This is a genomic window from Enterobacter sp. Crenshaw (assembly GCF_024734705.1).
Lineage (GTDB): Bacteria > Pseudomonadota > Gammaproteobacteria > Enterobacterales > Enterobacteriaceae > Enterobacter > Enterobacter asburiae_B.
Genome location: NZ_CP102932.1, coordinates 1,859,662 through 1,877,003 on the forward strand (window position 1 = coordinate 1,859,662; position 17,342 = coordinate 1,877,003).

At 53.7% G+C, this 17,342-nt stretch carries 22 protein-coding genes and 1 other annotated feature; of the genes, 15 read left to right on the forward strand and 7 right to left on the reverse strand.

Translation table 11 applies throughout. From position 1 onward, the window contains the following. Positions 1–58 precede the first annotated feature (58 nt). Together NWV12_RS08885 and hxpB are read right to left on the reverse strand one after the other, a co-directional pair. Positions 59–649, reverse strand: a complete 591-nt coding sequence (locus NWV12_RS08885) for a metal-dependent hydrolase (protein WP_014883483.1) — start codon at positions 647–649, stop codon at positions 59–61. A 101-nt stretch (positions 650–750) separates the two neighbouring features. Beyond that, positions 751–1,422: a hexitol phosphatase HxpB gene (gene hxpB / locus NWV12_RS08890; protein WP_048979463.1), complete on the reverse strand. Its 672-nt coding sequence runs from the start codon at positions 1,420–1,422 to the stop codon at positions 751–753. Between the two features lie 148 nt (positions 1,423–1,570). On the opposite strand from hxpB, the gene NWV12_RS08895 reads away from it, so the two are divergent. Continuing rightward, positions 1,571–2,107, forward strand: coding sequence for a YniB family protein (locus NWV12_RS08895; protein ID WP_023311291.1), 537 nt, complete (start codon positions 1,571–1,573; stop codon positions 2,105–2,107). 36 nt (positions 2,108–2,143) lie between these two features. Here the strand turns inward: NWV12_RS08895 and NWV12_RS08900 are convergent, their stop codons facing one another. The 3 genes from NWV12_RS08900 to pfkB all read right to left on the reverse strand — a co-directional run bounded on the left by NWV12_RS08900 (position 2,144) and on the right by pfkB (position 4,439). Beyond that, complete coding sequence (locus NWV12_RS08900) at positions 2,144–3,004, reverse strand: fructosamine kinase family protein (protein WP_029740438.1); 861 nt, start codon at positions 3,002–3,004, stop codon at positions 2,144–2,146. 105 nt (positions 3,005–3,109) lie between these two features. Further along, complete coding sequence (ghoS, locus tag NWV12_RS08905; RefSeq protein WP_033145271.1) at positions 3,110–3,400, reverse strand: type V toxin-antitoxin system endoribonuclease antitoxin GhoS; 291 nt, start codon at positions 3,398–3,400, stop codon at positions 3,110–3,112. A gap of 106 nt (positions 3,401–3,506) precedes the next feature. Beyond that, on the reverse strand, positions 3,507–4,439 hold the full coding sequence (gene pfkB / locus NWV12_RS08910; protein ID WP_048979465.1) for a 6-phosphofructokinase II: 933 nt from the start codon (positions 4,437–4,439) through the stop codon (positions 3,507–3,509). A 295-nt stretch (positions 4,440–4,734) separates the two neighbouring features. On the opposite strand from pfkB, the gene NWV12_RS08915 reads away from it, so the two are divergent. Then, on the forward strand, positions 4,735–5,493 hold the full coding sequence (locus NWV12_RS08915) for a YdiY family protein (protein WP_033145273.1): 759 nt from the start codon (positions 4,735–4,737) through the stop codon (positions 5,491–5,493). An 80-nt stretch (positions 5,494–5,573) separates the two neighbouring features. Here NWV12_RS08915 and yniD read toward each other — a convergent pair whose 3' ends face one another. Continuing rightward, positions 5,574–5,681, reverse strand: a complete 108-nt coding sequence (gene yniD / locus NWV12_RS08920; protein ID WP_008500658.1) for a small membrane protein YniD — start codon at positions 5,679–5,681, stop codon at positions 5,574–5,576. A 98-nt stretch (positions 5,682–5,779) separates the two neighbouring features. Then, a complete protein-coding gene (yncL, locus tag NWV12_RS22080) occupies positions 5,780–6,052 on the reverse strand; it encodes a stress response membrane protein YncL (RefSeq protein ID WP_080973617.1) in 273 nt (90 codons plus the stop codon). 142 nt (positions 6,053–6,194) lie between these two features. On the opposite strand from yncL, the gene thrS reads away from it, so the two are divergent. From thrS to NWV12_RS08990, 13 genes are all read left to right on the forward strand, one after another. Next, positions 6,195–8,123 carry a threonine--tRNA ligase gene (thrS, locus tag NWV12_RS08930; RefSeq protein ID WP_008500657.1) on the forward strand — a complete coding sequence of 643 codons (1,929 nt, stop codon included), beginning with the start codon at positions 6,195–6,197 and terminating at the stop codon, positions 8,121–8,123. Between the two features lie 3 nt (positions 8,124–8,126). After that, the gene (gene infC / locus NWV12_RS08935; protein ID WP_014069901.1) at positions 8,127–8,669 is read left to right on the forward strand and encodes a translation initiation factor IF-3; all 543 of its coding nucleotides are present in this window, start codon (positions 8,127–8,129) and stop codon (positions 8,667–8,669) included. Positions 8,670–8,766: 97 nt separating this feature from the next. Beyond that, the gene (gene rpmI, locus NWV12_RS08940) at positions 8,767–8,964 is read left to right on the forward strand and encodes a 50S ribosomal protein L35 (protein ID WP_003030583.1); all 198 of its coding nucleotides are present in this window, start codon (positions 8,767–8,769) and stop codon (positions 8,962–8,964) included. 50 nt (positions 8,965–9,014) lie between these two features. Then, positions 9,015–9,371, forward strand: a complete 357-nt coding sequence (gene rplT / locus NWV12_RS08945) for a 50S ribosomal protein L20 (RefSeq protein WP_000124850.1) — start codon at positions 9,015–9,017, stop codon at positions 9,369–9,371. Positions 9,372–9,488: 117 nt separating this feature from the next. Further along, positions 9,489–9,613 (forward strand) — a sequence feature (Phe leader region). Then, positions 9,494–9,538: a pheST operon leader peptide PheM gene (gene pheM / locus NWV12_RS08950; RefSeq protein ID WP_001386830.1), complete on the forward strand. Its 45-nt coding sequence runs from the start codon at positions 9,494–9,496 to the stop codon at positions 9,536–9,538. Its footprint overlaps the feature before it by 45 nt. Before the next feature lie 62 nt (positions 9,614–9,675). Beyond that, positions 9,676–10,659: a phenylalanine--tRNA ligase subunit alpha gene (gene pheS / locus NWV12_RS08955; RefSeq protein ID WP_021241084.1), complete on the forward strand. Its 984-nt coding sequence runs from the start codon at positions 9,676–9,678 to the stop codon at positions 10,657–10,659. 15 nt (positions 10,660–10,674) lie between these two features. Continuing rightward, positions 10,675–13,062: a phenylalanine--tRNA ligase subunit beta gene (gene pheT, locus NWV12_RS08960; RefSeq protein WP_048979466.1), complete on the forward strand. Its 2,388-nt coding sequence runs from the start codon at positions 10,675–10,677 to the stop codon at positions 13,060–13,062. Positions 13,063–13,066: 4 nt separating this feature from the next. Next, on the forward strand, positions 13,067–13,366 hold the full coding sequence (gene ihfA / locus NWV12_RS08965) for an integration host factor subunit alpha (protein ID WP_003857805.1): 300 nt from the start codon (positions 13,067–13,069) through the stop codon (positions 13,364–13,366). A gap of 103 nt (positions 13,367–13,469) precedes the next feature. Continuing rightward, positions 13,470–14,450, forward strand: a complete 981-nt coding sequence (btuC, locus tag NWV12_RS08970) for a vitamin B12 ABC transporter permease BtuC (RefSeq protein WP_048979467.1) — start codon at positions 13,470–13,472, stop codon at positions 14,448–14,450. A 34-nt stretch (positions 14,451–14,484) separates the two neighbouring features. Further along, complete coding sequence (locus tag NWV12_RS08975) at positions 14,485–15,036, forward strand: glutathione peroxidase (RefSeq protein ID WP_023311298.1); 552 nt, start codon at positions 14,485–14,487, stop codon at positions 15,034–15,036. Continuing rightward, a complete protein-coding gene (btuD, locus tag NWV12_RS08980) occupies positions 15,036–15,791 on the forward strand; it encodes a vitamin B12 ABC transporter ATP-binding protein BtuD (protein WP_048979468.1) in 756 nt (251 codons plus the stop codon). The genes NWV12_RS08975 and btuD overlap by 1 nt, the downstream gene beginning before the upstream one ends. A 74-nt stretch (positions 15,792–15,865) precedes the next feature. Beyond that, positions 15,866–16,330 carry an NlpC/P60 family protein gene (locus NWV12_RS08985; RefSeq protein ID WP_008500650.1) on the forward strand — a complete coding sequence of 155 codons (465 nt, stop codon included), beginning with the start codon at positions 15,866–15,868 and terminating at the stop codon, positions 16,328–16,330. A 294-nt stretch (positions 16,331–16,624) separates the two neighbouring features. Beyond that, on the forward strand, positions 16,625–17,341 hold the full coding sequence (locus NWV12_RS08990; protein ID WP_032657851.1) for an EAL domain-containing protein: 717 nt from the start codon (positions 16,625–16,627) through the stop codon (positions 17,339–17,341). The last annotated feature ends 1 nt before the right edge of the window (position 17,342 follow it).

A 17,342-nucleotide genomic window follows, 5' to 3' on the forward strand; every position in this document is an offset into this window, starting at 1 on the left:
GATGTAGCGCTTATATCCAAATGGAATGGGTTATGACAAATAGGATAATTTTGTTGGTTTACTGTTCAATCTGGTGATGAATAAAGCGATTGAACTGAAATTGCAGCGAATTAATCATCTGGGATGACCAGCGAACTGCACTGTTTTCGGGCAATGTTTGCGGCATCCAGACGGCGTAAGCAAATAGCGCCATGCACAATACGCGCTCAAGCTGGTTCCCTTTCTGCGGTGCGAGGATGGGAAAGCGGAAACGCCAGCGGCAGGGCCAAAGCAGCGGCACGCCCGCAGGCGTCAGCATATCGGCGAGAATATGGCTTAAATAGCCCAGCACCATCCCCTGGATGGCATCGGCGGGGACTATCCAGCTTTCGGGCACCTTCAAATAGAAAAGCGTCAGCAGGCCAAACACGGCCAGCAGGCTGTGCGTAAACCCCCGATGGCCGAACGCGCGGGCGATGGGTTTCGACACCCACTTCAGGCGTTGTCCGAGGAAGGACTTGGGGTGGTCAATGTCGGGCAGCAGACAGGTCAATACGGCGGAAGGGACAATATGCCACCAGTCCCCCTGTGCCAGCACGGGGGTGAGTTCAGCGTTTTTGGCAAATACTGCGCACGCAATAGAAAAAAGCAGGTGGCCTTCCGCCGTCATGATAAAACCCACAAAACTGTCAATTCATACAGTATAGGGTTTTTATACAGTAGGCGGAAGAGGTGACGGTGTAACTGTTTGTCACAAACCGGAGAAGGGCGTTAACCGCCCTGCAGATGATGCACCGTGAGTTCTGCCAGCGAGTTAAGCTTAACGTCGGCGAGGGCAAACCGGGGGTCGTGACGGCCTTCTTCAGCGGGCACCACAATGGAGCGCATCCGTGCAGCCTTCGACGCCACCATACCGTTAACGGAATCTTCCAGCGCAACGCAGTTGAGGGGATCCAGGCCCAGCTTTGCGGCGCAGTCCAGATAGACCTGCGGGTGCGGCTTGCTGTAAGGCAATTTTTCAGCGGACGCCAGCGCGTCAAAACTGTCGCGCAGTTCAAACATCGTGAGCACTTTTTCCAGCATATGCAGCGGCGAAGCCGAGGCCAGTCCGACCTTCAGCCCCTGGGCTTTACACAGCGCGACGGCCTCACGTACGCCGGGCAGCAGCGGCCGGTTCTCTTCCACCAGAGAAATGGCGCGGCTGATAATGCGTGTGGTCACCTCATCGCGATTGGGACCTACCCAAGGCTGTTGGGCAAACCACAGGTCAACCACCATATCGATGCGCAGGCCCAGCGTATCGGGAAGTTCATTACGGCGGCTGATATCCACGCCCAGGCTGGACATCACATCCAGTTCGGCGCGATCCCACAGCGGTTCGGAATCGATCAGTAATCCATCCATGTCAAAAATTGCGGCAAGAATTTGGCGCGGTGTCGACATCACAACGTCTCCTTATCCAGGGTGTTCGACAGACGATACGTGCTAAGCACACTCTGCAATTTAGCATATTGCTTTTAAAGAGCGGGCGAAATTGATGACCAGCAGGTAGACTTAGGCACAAATAACGCGTCTTTATGAAGAGGAACTGATGACGTATCAACAAGCTGGACGCATTGCGGTCTTAAAACGTATTGCTGGCTGGGTGATTTTTATTCCTGCCGTCATTTCTACGCTGATTTCTGTACTCAAATTTATGTACGACCACAGCGAAAAACAGCCGGGTATCAATGCGGTAATGCTTGATTTCGCTCATGTCATGATTGAGATGATGCGTTTTAATACGCCATTTTTGAATGTCTTCTGGTTTAACTCACCCACCCCGGATTTTCATCAACAGCTGAATATCGGCTTTTGGGTGATATATGCCCTGATCTTTGTCGCGCTGGCATTACAGGCCTCTGGCGCGAGAATGAGTCGCCAGACGCGCTTTTTACGCGAAGGCGTTGAGGATCAGTTGATTCTGGAGCAGGCCAAAGGCCCGGAAGGAATGAGTCGGGAGCAGATTGAATCCCGCATCGTTGTGCCGCGTCACACCATTTTCCTGCAAATTTTCCCGCTCTACATCCTTCCCGTGATTATCATTGTGGCGGGATACTTCTTCTTCTCACTGCTCGGTTTTCTGTAAGCGATAAGGGTGGCGGCAAGGCCACCCGTTATCTTCTCAGGCGGCAAGCATACGCTCGAGTGCCCGCTGCGCGTTAACAAGGTGTTCTCCGCCAAAAAGAATGGCACGGTTCATCAGCGTATAAAGCTGATACACCGGCTGGCGGTCGAGGAAACCGGGCGGGAGAGGGGAAACAGACTGGTATCCGTCGTATATTTGCGGCGGCTGCTCAGGATGAAGCGGCAGCATGGCAAGATCGCACTCTCTGTCACCCCAGTAGCAGGCCGGGTCAAAGATGTACGGGCCGTTGGGACCCAGCGCGCAGTTATTGGACCACAAATCGCCGTGCAGCAGAGACGCCTGAGGCTGGTGGGATGCCAGACGCTGTTGAACGTGCTCGACGATGGCGTCGATATTGCCAAATTCCAGCCCTTTCTCGGCGGCTAGCTCTAGCTGCCAGCCAATGCGCTGCTCGGCAAAAAATGTCGACCAGCGACGCTGCCAGGCATTGGGCTGTGGCGTGGTGGAGAGATCGTTGTCAAAGTCGAGACCAAACTGCGGCTGGTCGCTCCATTGATGCAGGCGCGCCAACTGTTGGCCAAGGATGAACGCATTATGGGCATCCAGCGGGCGGGCGGGGAGATATTCCATCACCAGGAAGCTGTAGTCGCGGTCGCTCCCCACGGCCAGAACCTGCGGGACCGTGACCGTTTTACTGCGGGACAACAGTTCCAGCTGGTCGGCTTCGGCGGTAAATATTGGAAGCAGCTCTCGTTCATCGCATTTAACGAAGAGATCGCGCCCTGCGTAGCGTAAATGCCACGCGGCGTGGATCTCACCGCCTGGCAGTTCGTTACGCAGTTCAATTTCACCTTCACCCAGTTGCTCACGTAAAAGATGACTGATAGCCTGCCACATGTTGTCTCTCCCATGTTGTCTGCCAGATCATAAAGTTAGCGCATAACTGCGGTAAAAAAATACGAACTAACGCACACCTGAGCGGTTTAAATTCATACAGCGCACTTATTGTTCTTTTTTCCGCCAGCTTTCCCAGGTATCCACGTCAATTTCGGCAGGCTTGTCGGTCACGCTCTCCACCAGACTGGCGGCCAGCGCATGAACCTCTTCCTGGCTCAGGGCGCCGATCAGACCAAATGTCAGTGTGCCTAAATCATGAATATTGCCCTCGTCATCCGTCAGGGTGAGGAGAAAATTAGCCCGGGTGAAAGCATTGTTGAGCTCATTCAGCTCGGTCAGCGATGCTTCATGAAGGTTGATGGTCACGACGTAGCGTGTGATATCACCACTGCTCATAATTCACCTCATTGTTATCATGGAAGTTTTCTTAGCATAGTCGATAGTTTGCGTTTGGCGACTCAGAGAGGACATTCCCCTCCGTAAAGACGAAGGGGAAAAGGCGTTAATTTCGGGACAGGTAATCGACGATTTTTTGCGTATCGGCAAGCGAACAGAGACGCGTGCCCTGGTTGATGGTGGCGGCGCTACCCGCCGCCACGCCGTAGCGTGTCATCTCGAGCAGAGACGCGCCCTGCGCCAGTTTTAGCGTCATCGCACCCACCATGCTATCGCCCGCGCCAACCGTGCTCTGGCTCTTCATCGGCGGTGGGACAACCTGAACGAATGACGATTCATCGACTGCCAGCGCCCCCTGAGGGCCAAGGGAGACGACTACGCGCCGCGCTTTGCCGCTTCGCACCAGCTCCTGCGCGGCGGTGCGCACATCATCAGGCTGCGTCAGTTCGCGGTTGACCAGCGCGCTTAACTCTTTCTGGTTGGGTTTGACCAGCTCCAGATTGCCCGGCACCAGGGCCGCCTGCAGGGCCTCGCCGCTGCTGTCGACAATGCAGCGGATGCCGCGCTGCTGCGCGGCCTGAATCAGCGCCGTTAATTTTTCCGAGCTTACGCCGGGCGGCAGGCTGCCGCTTACCACCAGCAGCGCGCCGCTTTCTATCGTCAGCACTTTCTCTTCAAGCTGACGAAACTCGTCATCGCTGAGTTTCGCGCCCGGCATGACAAAACGGTACTGCTCGCCGCTTGATTCTACGTGGACATGCAGGTTTTGCCGCGTCCAGTCTTTGGCCTCAACGGTTTCAACGGCCACCTGTTCATCGGCCAGCAGAGAGACCAGATGTTCACCGGTGGCACCGCCTGCGGGGAAAATTGCCGTGGCTTTGCCGCCGAGGTGTGTAATGGCGCGCGCCACGTTGATCCCGCCGCCGCCGGGCTCAAAGACCGGGGCGCTGCAGCGCAATTTACCTTCCGGGTAAATCTGCGGCGTCAGGGTGGCGGAATCCAGGGAAGGGGAGAGCGTCAGAGTATAAATAGAAACCATCATTACCTCCTTTTAGCATGGGTTCTTATTAGCCTGGCACCATTTGTCAGGAAGGCAATGTAAATAACAGTATGATTTTAAATATGAATACTGACGAAAAGTGAGGCGGGGGATATATAAAATAAAACGCTTTTTGAGATCGTTCTTATTCAAAAAATGAAATAAGAAAACATTGCTATGTTATTTGCGGCTTTTTATAATTTGTTACCTTTCTCTGGACGCCTTGTCATTGATCCTCAAGAAAGATTCCGGGACCGTGTGGTCTCTTTTTTTGTTGTACGGACTCCTTAATAAAATGAAGCTTTTAAAGACAGTGCCCGCTGCACTGATGCTGGCGGGTGGCGTGTTTGCGGCTATGAACGCGACCGCTGATGATACCGTTTTTACTGTCATGGACGATCCTTCCACCGCGAAAAAACCGTTTGAAGGTAACCTGAACGCCGGATACCTGGCACAATCCGGTAACACGAAAAGCTCTTCTCTGACGGCGGACAGTACGCTCACCTGGTACGGTAATACCACCGCCTGGTCTCTATGGGGTAATGCCAGCAACACTTCCGCTAACGACGAACGTTCTTCCGAGAAGTATGCGGTAGGCGGACGTAGCCGTTACAACATGACCGACTATGACTACCTGTTTGGTCAGGCAAGCTGGTTAACCGACCGTTACAACGGTTATCGCCAGCGCGATGTATTCACCGCCGGTTATGGTCGCCAGTTCCTGAACGGTCCGGTACACAGCTTCCGTTTTGAATTCGGTCCGGGTGTGCGTTACGACGAGTACACCAATGGCGATACCAAAACCCAACCGCTCGGTTACGCTTCCGGTACCTATGCCTGGCAGATGACTGACAACACCAAATTTACCCAGGGTGTTTCTGTATTTGGTGCCGACGATACGACGCTGAACTCTGAGACGGCGCTGAACGTGGCTATCAACGAACACTTTGGCCTGAAAGTCGCCTACAACGTGACCTGGAACTCTTCACCACCAGAATCTGCGCCGGATCATACCGACCGCAGAACCACGGTTTCACTGGGTTATAGAATGTAATAAAAGCGGGCCGATGATGATGTCGGCCCGTTTATTGTCTGCGGTCTTTTGACGTCCCTTCTCATGACTTGTCTTCGCCCCTAGCCCCAAATCATTGCCGCCCAACGGAGTAGCAGCATTGCGCCGCAGATGGCAATCAGCACCAGCACCATTTTCCAGTGTTTTACGGCAAATCGTTTAGTTGGCATAACCTAATCCTTGTTGGTTGATATCCCCAGTCTACCAAACAGGGCCGAAATATGCCCCTTCTCAGGAACGATTGGGTTATGCCAGCGTAGGGTTCGGCTCAGAACCAGTGGAATCGTTCGGCGAGAATCAACAATAAACCTGTGGCGGAAAGGATGTTCAATATCACAACCGTTCTACTGGATACGTTCATGGTATGCACCTTTGGGTTTAAAGACCTGTTCAAGAGTAGCCCAGCATCTTTTAAATGCGAGCGCAGGGGAGAAGCAACCTGCAAATTCGTGCGAAAGCGCCAGCCCATCAATCTGGCCGCAGAGGGTGCAATCTCCTTGCCGTTAGTGTTAACATTACGTCGCTTGCCGTAAATCCACATTAATCTGAATTCGGCTGGTGAATGATGACGAACCAATTTGACGATTGTTGGTCAGATGGTGTCGTAATCTATTGTCAAATCACGATTATTTTCTTTGTATATGCTCTTATGTGTGGGGCATCACTGCAAATAAGGATATAAAATGCCTGTAATTACTCTTCCTGATGGCAGTCAACGCCATTTCGACCGTGCTGTTAGCCCAATGGATGTTGCCCTGGACATTGGTCCTGGTCTCGCGAAAGCGACTATCGCTGGCCGCGTTAACGGTGAGCTGGTGGATGCTTCCGATCTGATCGAAAACGATGCGACGCTTGCAATCATCACCGCGAAAGACGAAGAAGGTCTGGAGATCATTCGTCACTCCTGCGCGCACCTGTTAGGCCATGCCATCAAACAGCTGTGGCCAAACACCAAAATGGCGATCGGTCCGGTTATCGACAATGGTTTCTACTACGACGTTGACCTTGACCACACCCTGACTCAGGAAGATATCGACGCGCTCGAAAAACGCATGCACGAGCTCGCCGAAACGAACTATGACGTCATCAAGAAGAAAGTCAGCTGGCACGAAGCGCGTGAAACCTTCGTGAAGCGCGGCGAGAGCTACAAGGTCTCTATTCTTGACGAAAACATTTCGCATGATGACAAGCCTGGCTTGTACCATCACGAAGAATACGTCGACATGTGCCGTGGACCGCACGTGCCGAACATGCGCTTCTGTCATCACTTTAAGCTGATGAAGATCGCAGGCGCCTACTGGCGTGGCGACAGCAACAACAAGATGTTGCAGCGTATCTATGGTACCGCGTGGGCCGATAAAAAAGCCCTGAACGCGTACCTGCTGCGCCTGGAAGAGGCGGCGAAGCGTGACCACCGTAAAATCGGTAAGCAGCTTGACCTGTACCACATGCAGGAAGAAGCGCCGGGCATGGTGTTCTGGCATAACGACGGCTGGACCATCTTCCGTGAACTGGAAACTTTCGTACGCTCCAAGCTGAAAGAGTACCAGTATCAGGAAGTGAAAGGCCCGTTCATGATGGACCGTGTGCTGTGGGAAAAAACCGGCCACTGGGACAACTACAAAGATGCGATGTTCACCACCTCGTCTGAGAACCGTGAATACTGCATCAAGCCAATGAACTGCCCGGGCCACGTTCAGATCTTCAACCAGGGTCTGAAGTCCTACCGCGACCTGCCGCTGCGTATGGCGGAGTTCGGTAGCTGCCACCGTAACGAGCCATCAGGTGCGCTGCACGGTCTGATGCGCGTTCGTGGCTTTACTCAGGATGATGCGCATATCTTCTGTACTGAAGATCAGGTCCGTGACGAAGTTAACGCCTGTATTCGTATGGTCTACGATATGTACAGCACCTTTGGCTTCGAGAAGATCGTAGTCAAACTCTCAACGCGTCCGGAAAAACGTATCGGCAGCGATGAGACATGGGATCGCGCAGAAGCGGATCTCGCCGTGGCGCTGGAAGAGAACGGCATTCCGTTCGAATACCAGCTGGGCGAGGGCGCATTCTACGGTCCGAAAATTGAATTTACCCTGTATGACTGCCTCGATCGCGCATGGCAGTGCGGTACTGTACAGCTGGACTTCTCCCTGCCGCAGCGTTTAAGCGCCTCTTATGTTGGCGAAGACAACGAGCGTCAGGTACCGGTAATGATTCACCGTGCAATTCTCGGTTCTCTGGAGCGCTTCATCGGCATCCTGACCGAAGAGTTCGCTGGCTTCTTCCCAACCTGGCTTGCGCCAGTGCAGGTCGTGGTGATGAACATTACCGATTCTCAGGCGGATTACGTTAAAGAATTGACGCAGAAACTACAAAATGCGGGCATTCGCGTAAAAGCAGACTTGAGAAATGAGAAGATTGGCTTTAAAATCCGCGAGCACACTTTACGTCGTGTCCCGTATATGTTGGTCTGTGGTGATAAAGAGGTGGAAGCAGGCAAAGTTGCCGTTCGCACCCGCCGTGGTAAAGACCTGGGCAGCCTGGACGTAAGTGAAGTGATTGAGAAGCTGCAACAAGAGATTCGCAGCCGCAGTCTTCAACAACTGGAGGAATAAGGTATTAAAGGCGGAAAACGAGTTCAAACGGCACGTCCGAATCGTATCAATGGCGAGATTCGCGCCCAGGAAGTTCGCTTAACAGATCTTGAAGGTGAACCACTGGGGATTGTGAGTCTGAGAGAAGCGATCGAAAAAGCTGAAGAAGCTGGAGTAGATTTAGTTGAAATCAGCCCTAACGCCGAACCGCCAGTTTGTCGTATCATGGACTACGGCAAGTTCCTTTATGAAAAGAGTAAGTCTTCTAAGGAACAGAAGAAGAAGCAAAAAGTTATCCAGGTTAAGGAAATCAAATTCCGTCCTGGTACCGACGATGGCGATTATCAGGTAAAACTCCGCAGCCTGATTCGCTTTCTGGAAGATGGCGATAAGGCCAAGATCACACTGCGTTTCCGCGGTCGTGAGATGGCCCACCAACAGATTGGTATGGAAGTGCTTAACCGCGTCCGTGACGATCTGAGTGAACTGGCAGTAGTCGAATCCTTCCCTACGAAGATCGAAGGCCGCCAGATGATCATGGTGCTCGCTCCTAAGAAGAAACAGTAAGGCCTTCAAGCAGCAAAATCTGTGGAGCCTTCGGGTTTCATAGGTTTTGTTCGCCTATGTTTCGTTTATTTAACAATGCGAAGTGGAAGTTATTAAGATGCCAAAAATTAAGACCGTACGCGGTGCTGCTAAGCGCTTCAAAAAAACCGGTGGTGGTGGATTTAAGCGTAAGCACGCAAACCTGCGTCATATTCTGACCAAAAAATCTACTAAGCGTAAACGTCACCTGCGTCCAAAAGGCCTCGTTTCTAAAGGCGATCTGGGTCTGGTTATCGCGTGCCTGCCGTACGCATAAGCCGTTAACGTTTAATTTTTTACTAAGAATATAGATACAGGAGAGCACATATGGCTCGCGTAAAACGTGGTGTAATTGCACGTGCACGTCACAAGAAAATTTTGAAACAAGCTAAAGGCTACTACGGTGCGCGTTCACGCGTATACCGCGTTGCCTTCCAGGCTGTTATCAAAGCAGGTCAGTACGCTTACCGTGACCGTCGTCAGCGTAAGCGTCAGTTCCGTCAACTGTGGATTGCGCGTATCAACGCAGCAGCACGTCAGAACGGTATTTCTTACAGCAAATTCATCAACGGCCTGAAAAAAGCCTCTGTTGAAATCGACCGTAAGATCCTGGCTGACATCGCAGTATTCGACAAAGTAGCGTTCACCGCTCTGGTCGAAAAAGCGAAAGCAGCACTGGCATAAGCCAGTTGAGAGAGGGGGCTTTGCTCCCTCTTTTCATTTAACACTATCAGAAGATTGACATTTATCCGTCCAGGCTTTTCAATAAGGTCTTAACGGTTTTTACCAGACAAGGTAACGCAAGCATGAATGCTGCTATTTTCCGCTTCTTCTTTTACTTTAGCACCTGATTTCAGGAGGCTAGCGCGTGAAAGATGAAACGAAAAACAGCGCCAGATAAGCCTCCCGATGGAGGCTTTTTTTGTGCCTGAATTTGAGAGAATAACTCCACCAAATCGGTGTCTGCACCGACATAATGAGGAAAATCATGTCACATCTCGCAGAGCTGGTTGCCAGTGCAACAGCCGCCATTAATCAGGCCTCAGATGTTGCCGCGTTAGACAATGTCCGCGTCGAATATCTTGGGAAGAAAGGGCACCTGACCCTTCAGATGACAACCCTGCGTGAGCTGCCGCCAGAAGAACGCCCGGCAGCGGGTGCGGTGATTAACGAAGCCAAAGAGCAGGTACAGCAGGCGCTGAACGCGCGCAAAGCCGAGCTGGAAAGCGCGGTGCTGAATGCGCGTCTGGCCGCAGAGACGATCGACGTTTCTCTGCCGGGGCGCCGCATCGAAAACGGTGGTCTGCACCCGGTTACCCGCACCATCGATCGCATTGAAAGTTTCTTCGGTGAGCTCGGCTTTACCGTGGCGACTGGCCCGGAAATCGAAGATGATTACCACAACTTCGACGCCCTGAACATTCCTGGCCATCATCCGGCACGCGCTGACCACGACACTTTCTGGTTCGACGCTACGCGTCTGCTGCGTACTCAGACCTCCGGCGTTCAGATCCGTACCATGAAGGATCAGGCGCCGCCAATCCGCATTATCGCGCCGGGCCGCGTCTATCGTAACGACTACGATCAGACCCACACTCCAATGTTCCACCAGATGGAAGGTCTGATTGTTGATAAAAACATTAGCTTCACCAACCTGAAGGGCACGCTGCACGATTTCCTGAACAACTTCTTTGAGGAAGATCTGCAGGTTCGTTTCCGTCCGTCCTACTTCCCGTTCACCGAACCGTCTGCGGAAGTTGACGTGATGGGTAAAAACGGCAAATGGCTGGAAGTGCTGGGCTGCGGCATGGTGCATCCAAACGTGCTGCGCAACGTGGGTATCGATCCGGAAGTTTACTCCGGCTTTGCTTTCGGCATGGGCATGGAGCGTCTGACTATGCTGCGCTACGGCGTGACCGACTTACGTGCATTCTTCGAAAACGATCTGCGTTTCCTCAAACAGTTTAAATAAGGGCAGGACAGAACAATGAAATTCAGTGAACTGTGGTTACGCGAGTGGGTGAACACCACGCTGGACAGCGACGCGCTTTCTAACCAGATCACCATGGCAGGTCTGGAAGTCGACGGCGTTGAGCCGGTTTCCGGTGCCTTCAACGGCGTGGTTGTCGGCGAAGTGGTCGAGTGCGGCCAGCACCCCAACGCTGACAAACTGCGCGTAACAAAAGTAAACGTGGGCGGTGACCGTCTGCTGGATATCGTCTGCGGTGCGCCAAACTGCCGTCAGGGCCTGAAGGTGGCCGTGGCGACCGTCGGTGCGGTGCTGCCGGGCGATTTCAAAATTAAAGCGGCTAAGCTGCGCGGCGAGCCGTCTGAAGGCATGCTGTGCTCCTTCTCCGAGCTGGGTATTTCCGACGATCACAACGGCATTATTGAGCTGCCGCTGGATGCGCCAATCGGCACCGATATCCGTGAATACCTGAAGCTTGATGACAACACCATCGAAATCAGCGTCACGCCAAACCGTGCCGACTGCTTAGGTATCATCGGCGTGGCGCGCGACGTGGCCGTGCTGAACCAGACTGAGCTGAACGCGCCGGACATTGCGCCGGTTGAAGCGACCATCAGTGACGTGCTGCCTATTCAGGTTGACGCTGCGGATGCTTGCCCGCGCTACCTCGGTCGCGTGGTGAAAGGCATCAACGTGAAAGCGCCAACTCCGCTGTGGATGAAAGAGAAGCTGCGCCGCTGCGGTATCCGATCTATAGACGCCGTGGTTGACGTGACCAACTACGTTCTGCTGGAGCTGGGCCAGCCAATGCACGCATTCGATAAAGATCGTATCGACGGCGGCATCGTTGTGCGCATGGCGAAAGAGGGCGAAACCCTGGTTCTGCTGGACGGCAGCGAAGCGAAACTGAACGCCGACACCCTGGTGATTGCTGACCACGGCAAAGCGCTGGCAATGGGCGGTATCTTCGGTGGCGAGCACTCGGGCGTCAACGACGAGACGCAAAACGTCCTGCTGGAATGCGCGTTCTTCAGCCCGCTCTCCATCACCGGTCGCGCACGCCGCCACGGCCTGCATACCGATGCCTCTCACCGCTACGAGCGCGGCGTTGACCCGGCGCTGCAGTACAAAGCGATGGAACGTGCGACCCGCCTGCTGATCGACATCTGCGGCGGTGAAGCGGGCCCGGTTATCGACGTCACCAACGAAGCGACCCTGCCGAAGCGTGCGACCATCACCCTGCGCCGCAGCAAGCTGGATCGCCTGATTGGCCACCACGTTGCCGATGCGCAGGTAACCGACATCCTGAAACGTCTGGGCTGTGAAGTAACCGAAGGCCAGGACGAATGGAAAGCCGTTGCGCCATCATGGCGTTTCGACATGGAAATTGAAGAAGATCTGGTGGAAGAAGTGGCCCGCGTTTACGGCTACAACAACATCCCTGACGAGCCTGTCCAGGCAGGTCTGGTGATGGGCACCCACCGCGAAGCCGACCTGTCCCTGAAGCGTGTGAAAACCATGCTGAACGACAAAGGCTACCAGGAAGTGATCACCTACAGCTTCGTTGATCCAAAGCTGCAGCAGCTGATCCACCCGGGTCAGGAGGCGCTGATCCTGCCAAGCCCAATTTCCAGCGAAATGTCCGCGATGCGTCTGTCTCTGTGGACGGGCCTGCTGGGCACTGTCGTTTATAACCAGAATCGCCAGCAAAACCGCGTGCGAATTTTCGAAAGCGGTTTGCGCTTTGTACCGGATAATCAGGCAAATTTAGGCATCCGTCAGGATCTCATGCTGGCTGGCGCCATCAGCGGCAACCGCTATGAAGAGCACTGGGACCTGGCAAAAGGCACGGTTGATTTCTACGATATGAAGGGCGATCTGGAAGCGATTCTGGATCTGACCGGTAAATTATCTGAAATTGAATTCCGCGCAGAAGCGATCCCGGCTCTGCATCCGGGCCAGAGCGCAGCTATCTATTTAGACGGCAAACGCGTTGGTTTTATTGGGGTTGTTCACCCTGAGCTGGAGCGTAAGCTGGATCTGAACGGCCGTACCATCGTGTTCGAGCTGGAATGGAACCCGGTGGCTGACCGTGTTATTCCTCAGGCTCAGGACGTCTCCCGCTTCCCGGCAAACCGCCGTGATATCGCGGTTGTGGTCGCGGAAAATGTGCCTGCAGCAGATATTTTGGCCGAATGTAAGAAAGTTGGCGTAAATCAGGTAGTTGGCGTAAACTTATTTGACGTGTACCGCGGCAAGGGCGTAGCAGAAGGTTTCAAGAGCCTCGCTATTAGCCTTATCCTTCAGGATACCAGCCGTACACTCGAAGAAGAGGAGATTGCCGCTACCGTCGCCAAATGTGTAGAGGCATTAAAAGAGCGATTCCAGGCATCATTGAGGGATTGAACCTATGGCGCTTACAAAAGCTGAAATGTCAGAATATCTGTTTGATAAGCTTGGGCTTAGCAAACGGGATGCCAAAGAGCTGGTAGAGCTGTTTTTCGAAGAGATCCGTCGTGCTCTGGAAAATGGTGAGCAGGTAAAACTCTCCGGTTTTGGCAATTTTGATTTGCGAGACAAAAACCAACGTCCGGGCCGCAACCCGAAGACGGGGGAAGATATTCCCATTACAGCCCGCCGCGTGGTGACCTTCAGACCCGGCCAGAAGTTGAAAAGCCGTGTCGAAAACGCAACGCCCAAAGCAGAGTAATATGAACTAACTAAAAAGGCCGCCCACGCGGCCTTTTTTCTTTGCGCTCTCCGGCAAACCCGCCGTAAAATCAATTACATCTCACGCTACTAAAACCGTACACATGCTTGATTATGCCCATCGCCAGCACCGTTCCGATAAGCGTCGCCTGCTTTTGCTGGTGCTGATGCTCATTGTCGCCGCGGGCGTGAGCCTCTGCGCGGGCGACAGATGGATCGGGCCTGAAAGCTGGTGGGGGCCGGACGGGCAGCTCTTCGTCTGGCAAATTCGCCTGCCGCGCACCGTCGCGGTGGTTCTGGTCGGCGCCGCGCTGGCGCTGTGCGGCACCATAATGCAGGCGTTGTTTGATAACCCTCTGGCGGAGCCCGGGCTGCTCGGCGTGTCAAACGGCGCAGGCGTAGGCCTGATTGCGGCGGTAATGCTCGGCGGAGGAGAACTCTCCGGATGGAGTATTAGCCTGAGCGCTATCCTCGGCGCGCTGCTAATCACCGCGATCCTTCTTCGTTTCGCCAGACGGCACTTATCGACCAGCCGTCTGCTGCTTGCCGGCGTGGCGCTGGGGATAATCTGCAGCGCGCTGATGACCTGGGCGGTCTACTTCTCAACATCCTTTGACTTGCGTCAGCTGATGTACTGGATGATGGGCGGCTTTGGCGGCGTTGACTGGCACCAGGGCTGGCTGATGGCGCTGCTGGTACCGGTCATCGTCTGGGCTGCCCTGCAGGCGCAGCCGCTGAATATGCTCGCGCTGGGTGAAACCTCTGCCCGCCAGCTCGGCATGCCGATTGGGTTCTGGCGTAATGTGCTGGTGATCGTTATTGGCTGGCTGGTCGGCGTCAGCGTGGCTCTGGCGGGCGCGATCGGCTTCATCGGGCTGGTGATTCCGCACATGCTGCGCCTGTGTGGCCTCACGGACCATCGGACCCTGCTTCCGGCCTCGGCGGTTGCCGGGGCCGTCACGCTGCTGGTGGCCGATATCATCGCCCGGCTTGCCCTGACGGCCGCCGAGCTGCCGATTGGCGTGGTGACCGCCACGCTGGGCGCGCCGGTATTTATCTGGCTACTATTAAAAGCTGGACGTTAAATCAACAAGCCGTAAGACAACCTGAGGGAATGCTATGCAGTCAGACATCCTGAATACTGAAGTGACCACCATTGATGGCGATAACACCACGCTGGAAGGCTACAAAGGCAACGTGCTGCTTATCGTCAACGTGGCATCCAAATGTGGCCTGACGCCGCAGTACGAACAGCTGGAGAACATTCAGAAGGCCTGGGAGAAAGACGGTTTCACCGTGCTGGGCTTCCCGTGCAACCAGTTCCTGGGCCAGGAGCCGGGCAGCGAAGAGGAGATTAAAACCTTCTGCAGCACCACCTATGGCGTGACGTTCCCGATGTTCAGCAAAATCGATGTCAACGGTGAAGACCGCCATCCGCTGTATGCGAAGCTGATCGCGGCCGCGCCGAAGGCCGTTGCGCCGGAAGGAAGCGGTTTTTATGAACGCATGGCCAGCAAAGGCCGCGCGCCGCTTTACCCGGACGATATCCTGTGGAATTTTGAAAAATTCCTGATTGGCCGCGACGGCCAGGTCGTTCAGCGTTTTTCGCCGGATATGACCCCTGAAGATCCGATCGTCATGGAATCGATCAAGCTGGCGCTGGCGAAATAATGTCGTTGCTGATGCAGCTCACGGACGTTGCCGAGCGGGGACGTCTGGAGCCGATAACCGAAATCATCAATGCGGGAGAAATCCTGCATCTTGTCGGGCCAAACGGTGCAGGGAAGAGCACGCTGCTGGCACGGATGGCAGGCATGACCGACGGAGAAGGGCAGATAACGCTGCTGGAGCATACGCTCGCGGACTGGACGCCGGTCTCGCTGGCGCATCGGCGCAGCTATCTCGTACAGCAGCAGATGCCGCCCTTTGCGATGCCGGTCTGGCACTATCTGATGCTGCATTTGCACGACAAACAACAAACGGCACTGCTGACGGACGTTGCATCGGCCCTGGGACTGGAAGATAAACTGTCCCGGCATGCCAGCCAGCTTTCCGGCGGAGAGTGGCAGCGGGTGCGCCTGGCGGCCGTCATTCTTCAGATCCACCCGGCAGGTAATCCTCACGGGCGAATGCTGCTCCTCGATGAACCCATGAGCGGTCTGGACGTGGCGCAGCAGGCGGCACTGGATACGCTGTTAAGCACCCTGAGCCGAAAAGGTATCGCCGTGGTGATGAGCAGTCATGACCTCAACCACACCCTGCGTCATGCCCACCGGGTGTGGCTGCTGTCGCAGGGAAAGATGATCGCCAGCGGCGCGCGGGATCGGGTTCTTACGCCGCCCCATCTTGCCCGCGCGTACAACATGTCGTTCCGCAGGCTGGATATTGAGGGACATAAGATGCTGATTTCTACCGGGCAGACGTAACCGTTTCTTGCCTCTTAGCACAATTGCACGCTAAATTACGAAAAGAACAAAAAAAGCAGAGGATTCGTCTGAAAATGCGATTCTGGTTTCTCCTGATGGCCGCACTTTTTCTTGCGGGATGCAGTAGCCATCGTGCGCCGCCGCCTAACCCACGGCTTTCAGATTCGATCACCGTCATTGCCAGCCTTAACGATCAGCTGAGCAACTGGCGCGGTACGCCTTATCGCTACGGCGGAATGAGCCGCGGCGGCGTAGATTGTTCCGGCTTCGTTCTGATGACGTTCCGCGATAAGTTTGATTTACAGCTTCCGCGCGAAACGCGCAAGCAGGCCGAAATTGGCACTGAAATTGATAAAGACGATCTTCTCCCCGGGGACCTGGTTTTCTTCAAAACCGGATCGGGTGAAAGCGGTCTTCATGTGGGGATATATGATACAGACAATCAGTTCATTCACGCTTCGACAAGCCGCGGGGTGATGCGCTCTTCTCTTGATAATGTTTACTGGCGTAAAAATTTCTGGCAGGCACGACGTATATAGTCTTTGTCAGACACTTCTCTTATGACAGCATGGTATCTAATAAATCATGCCGTTTTTTCTCAAATAAGATGCTTAAAGTTAAATTTATCTAAAATTAGCGAATCCTGCATGTGTCTGTTTTATCTAAAACTGGCTATTATTCGGCAACCAGGATAAAATTATTTTAGATTCAGGGATAAATCTGAAAATAAAAACGGAACTAATGAAATTAATCTTATTAAAATCAAGACAGTGGAATTGTGTCGGCAATTGCTCCAGGATGTCCTCTCTCATCTTTAATGCGGAGCGAGTGCAATGATTATTACGCTAGATAATGCTTACCAGTCTGAACTGCTGCTTCTGCCTGCTCGTAATAGCGCAGGGGAGCTTAAAGGTTTAGAGGTTCTGGTTAACTTTACTGGCGTCGGCAGCGATGTGCGGATCCCCACTGAGCTCGTTATCCCTCGGCTTTCAGCAGCTGAAGAGTTAGTGCTGTTTAACGAAAAATTGCAATTACTTGATACCTGTAAACTGTTTTTTATTCAGCATCAGTTAATTGCATGGATCAATATTACACCTGCAATAGTTGAATTTTTATTAAGTAATGGAAACGCTGTTTCAATCCTTGAGCGTTACCCGTTTCTTGAGTTTACTGTTAATGAGAATTATCCAGGTTTAAATAACGGAAAGGACGATCTGCAGCTGGCGAGAATGGCAATCCATTTCCCGTTGGTCCTGGCAAACTTTGGCGCAGGTGCCGCATCGCTCAAGGCGGTCTATGATGGATTATTTAAACGGGTTATTCTCGACAAAGGCTTCATTCAGCAGCGTGCCCCGGAGCTCTCTTTTGAGCCCTTTATGCGCGCCATCCTTTGGCAAATCACACCGCACTGCCAGTCAGTGATCGTCTCGGGCATTGACGACCACGGCCTGTTGCAACGCGTTTTGTCCTTCAATTTTGGCGCCATGCAGGGCGCACTCTGGCCAGCCGTCTCTGCGGAGCACGTTACATCGCTGGTTCAGCAGCGATAAC

Bases quoted from the DNA above. Each gene is read 5' to 3' on its own strand.
- NWV12_RS08885 (WP_014883483.1), bottom strand. From the start codon at position 649: ATGACGGCGGAAGGCCACCTGCTTTTTTCTATTGCGTGCGCAGTATTT.
- hxpB (WP_048979463.1), bottom strand. From the start codon at position 1,422: ATGTCGACACCGCGCCAAATTCTTGCCGCAATTTTTGACATGGATGGA.
- NWV12_RS08895 (WP_023311291.1), top strand. From the start codon at position 1,571: ATGACGTATCAACAAGCTGGACGCATTGCGGTCTTAAAACGTATTGCT.
- NWV12_RS08900 (WP_029740438.1), bottom strand. From the start codon at position 3,004: ATGTGGCAGGCTATCAGTCATCTTTTACGTGAGCAACTGGGTGAAGGT.
- ghoS (WP_033145271.1), bottom strand. From the start codon at position 3,400: ATGAGCAGTGGTGATATCACACGCTACGTCGTGACCATCAACCTTCAT.
- pfkB (WP_048979465.1), bottom strand. From the start codon at position 4,439: ATGGTTTCTATTTATACTCTGACGCTCTCCCCTTCCCTGGATTCCGCC.
- NWV12_RS08915 (WP_033145273.1), top strand. From the start codon at position 4,735: ATGAAGCTTTTAAAGACAGTGCCCGCTGCACTGATGCTGGCGGGTGGC.
- yniD (WP_008500658.1), bottom strand. From the start codon at position 5,681: ATGCCAACTAAACGATTTGCCGTAAAACACTGGAAAATGGTGCTGGTG.
- yncL (WP_080973617.1), bottom strand. From the start codon at position 6,052: ATGTGGATTTACGGCAAGCGACGTAATGTTAACACTAACGGCAAGGAG.
- thrS (WP_008500657.1), top strand. From the start codon at position 6,195: ATGCCTGTAATTACTCTTCCTGATGGCAGTCAACGCCATTTCGACCGT.
- rpmI (WP_003030583.1), top strand. From the start codon at position 8,767: ATGCCAAAAATTAAGACCGTACGCGGTGCTGCTAAGCGCTTCAAAAAA.
- rplT (WP_000124850.1), top strand. From the start codon at position 9,015: ATGGCTCGCGTAAAACGTGGTGTAATTGCACGTGCACGTCACAAGAAA.
- pheS (WP_021241084.1), top strand. From the start codon at position 9,676: ATGTCACATCTCGCAGAGCTGGTTGCCAGTGCAACAGCCGCCATTAAT.
- pheT (WP_048979466.1), top strand. From the start codon at position 10,675: ATGAAATTCAGTGAACTGTGGTTACGCGAGTGGGTGAACACCACGCTG.
- ihfA (WP_003857805.1), top strand. From the start codon at position 13,067: ATGGCGCTTACAAAAGCTGAAATGTCAGAATATCTGTTTGATAAGCTT.
- btuC (WP_048979467.1), top strand. From the start codon at position 13,470: ATGCTTGATTATGCCCATCGCCAGCACCGTTCCGATAAGCGTCGCCTG.
- NWV12_RS08975 (WP_023311298.1), top strand. From the start codon at position 14,485: ATGCAGTCAGACATCCTGAATACTGAAGTGACCACCATTGATGGCGAT.
- btuD (WP_048979468.1), top strand. From the start codon at position 15,036: ATGTCGTTGCTGATGCAGCTCACGGACGTTGCCGAGCGGGGACGTCTG.
- NWV12_RS08985 (WP_008500650.1), top strand. From the start codon at position 15,866: ATGCGATTCTGGTTTCTCCTGATGGCCGCACTTTTTCTTGCGGGATGC.
- NWV12_RS08990 (WP_032657851.1), top strand. From the start codon at position 16,625: ATGATTATTACGCTAGATAATGCTTACCAGTCTGAACTGCTGCTTCTG.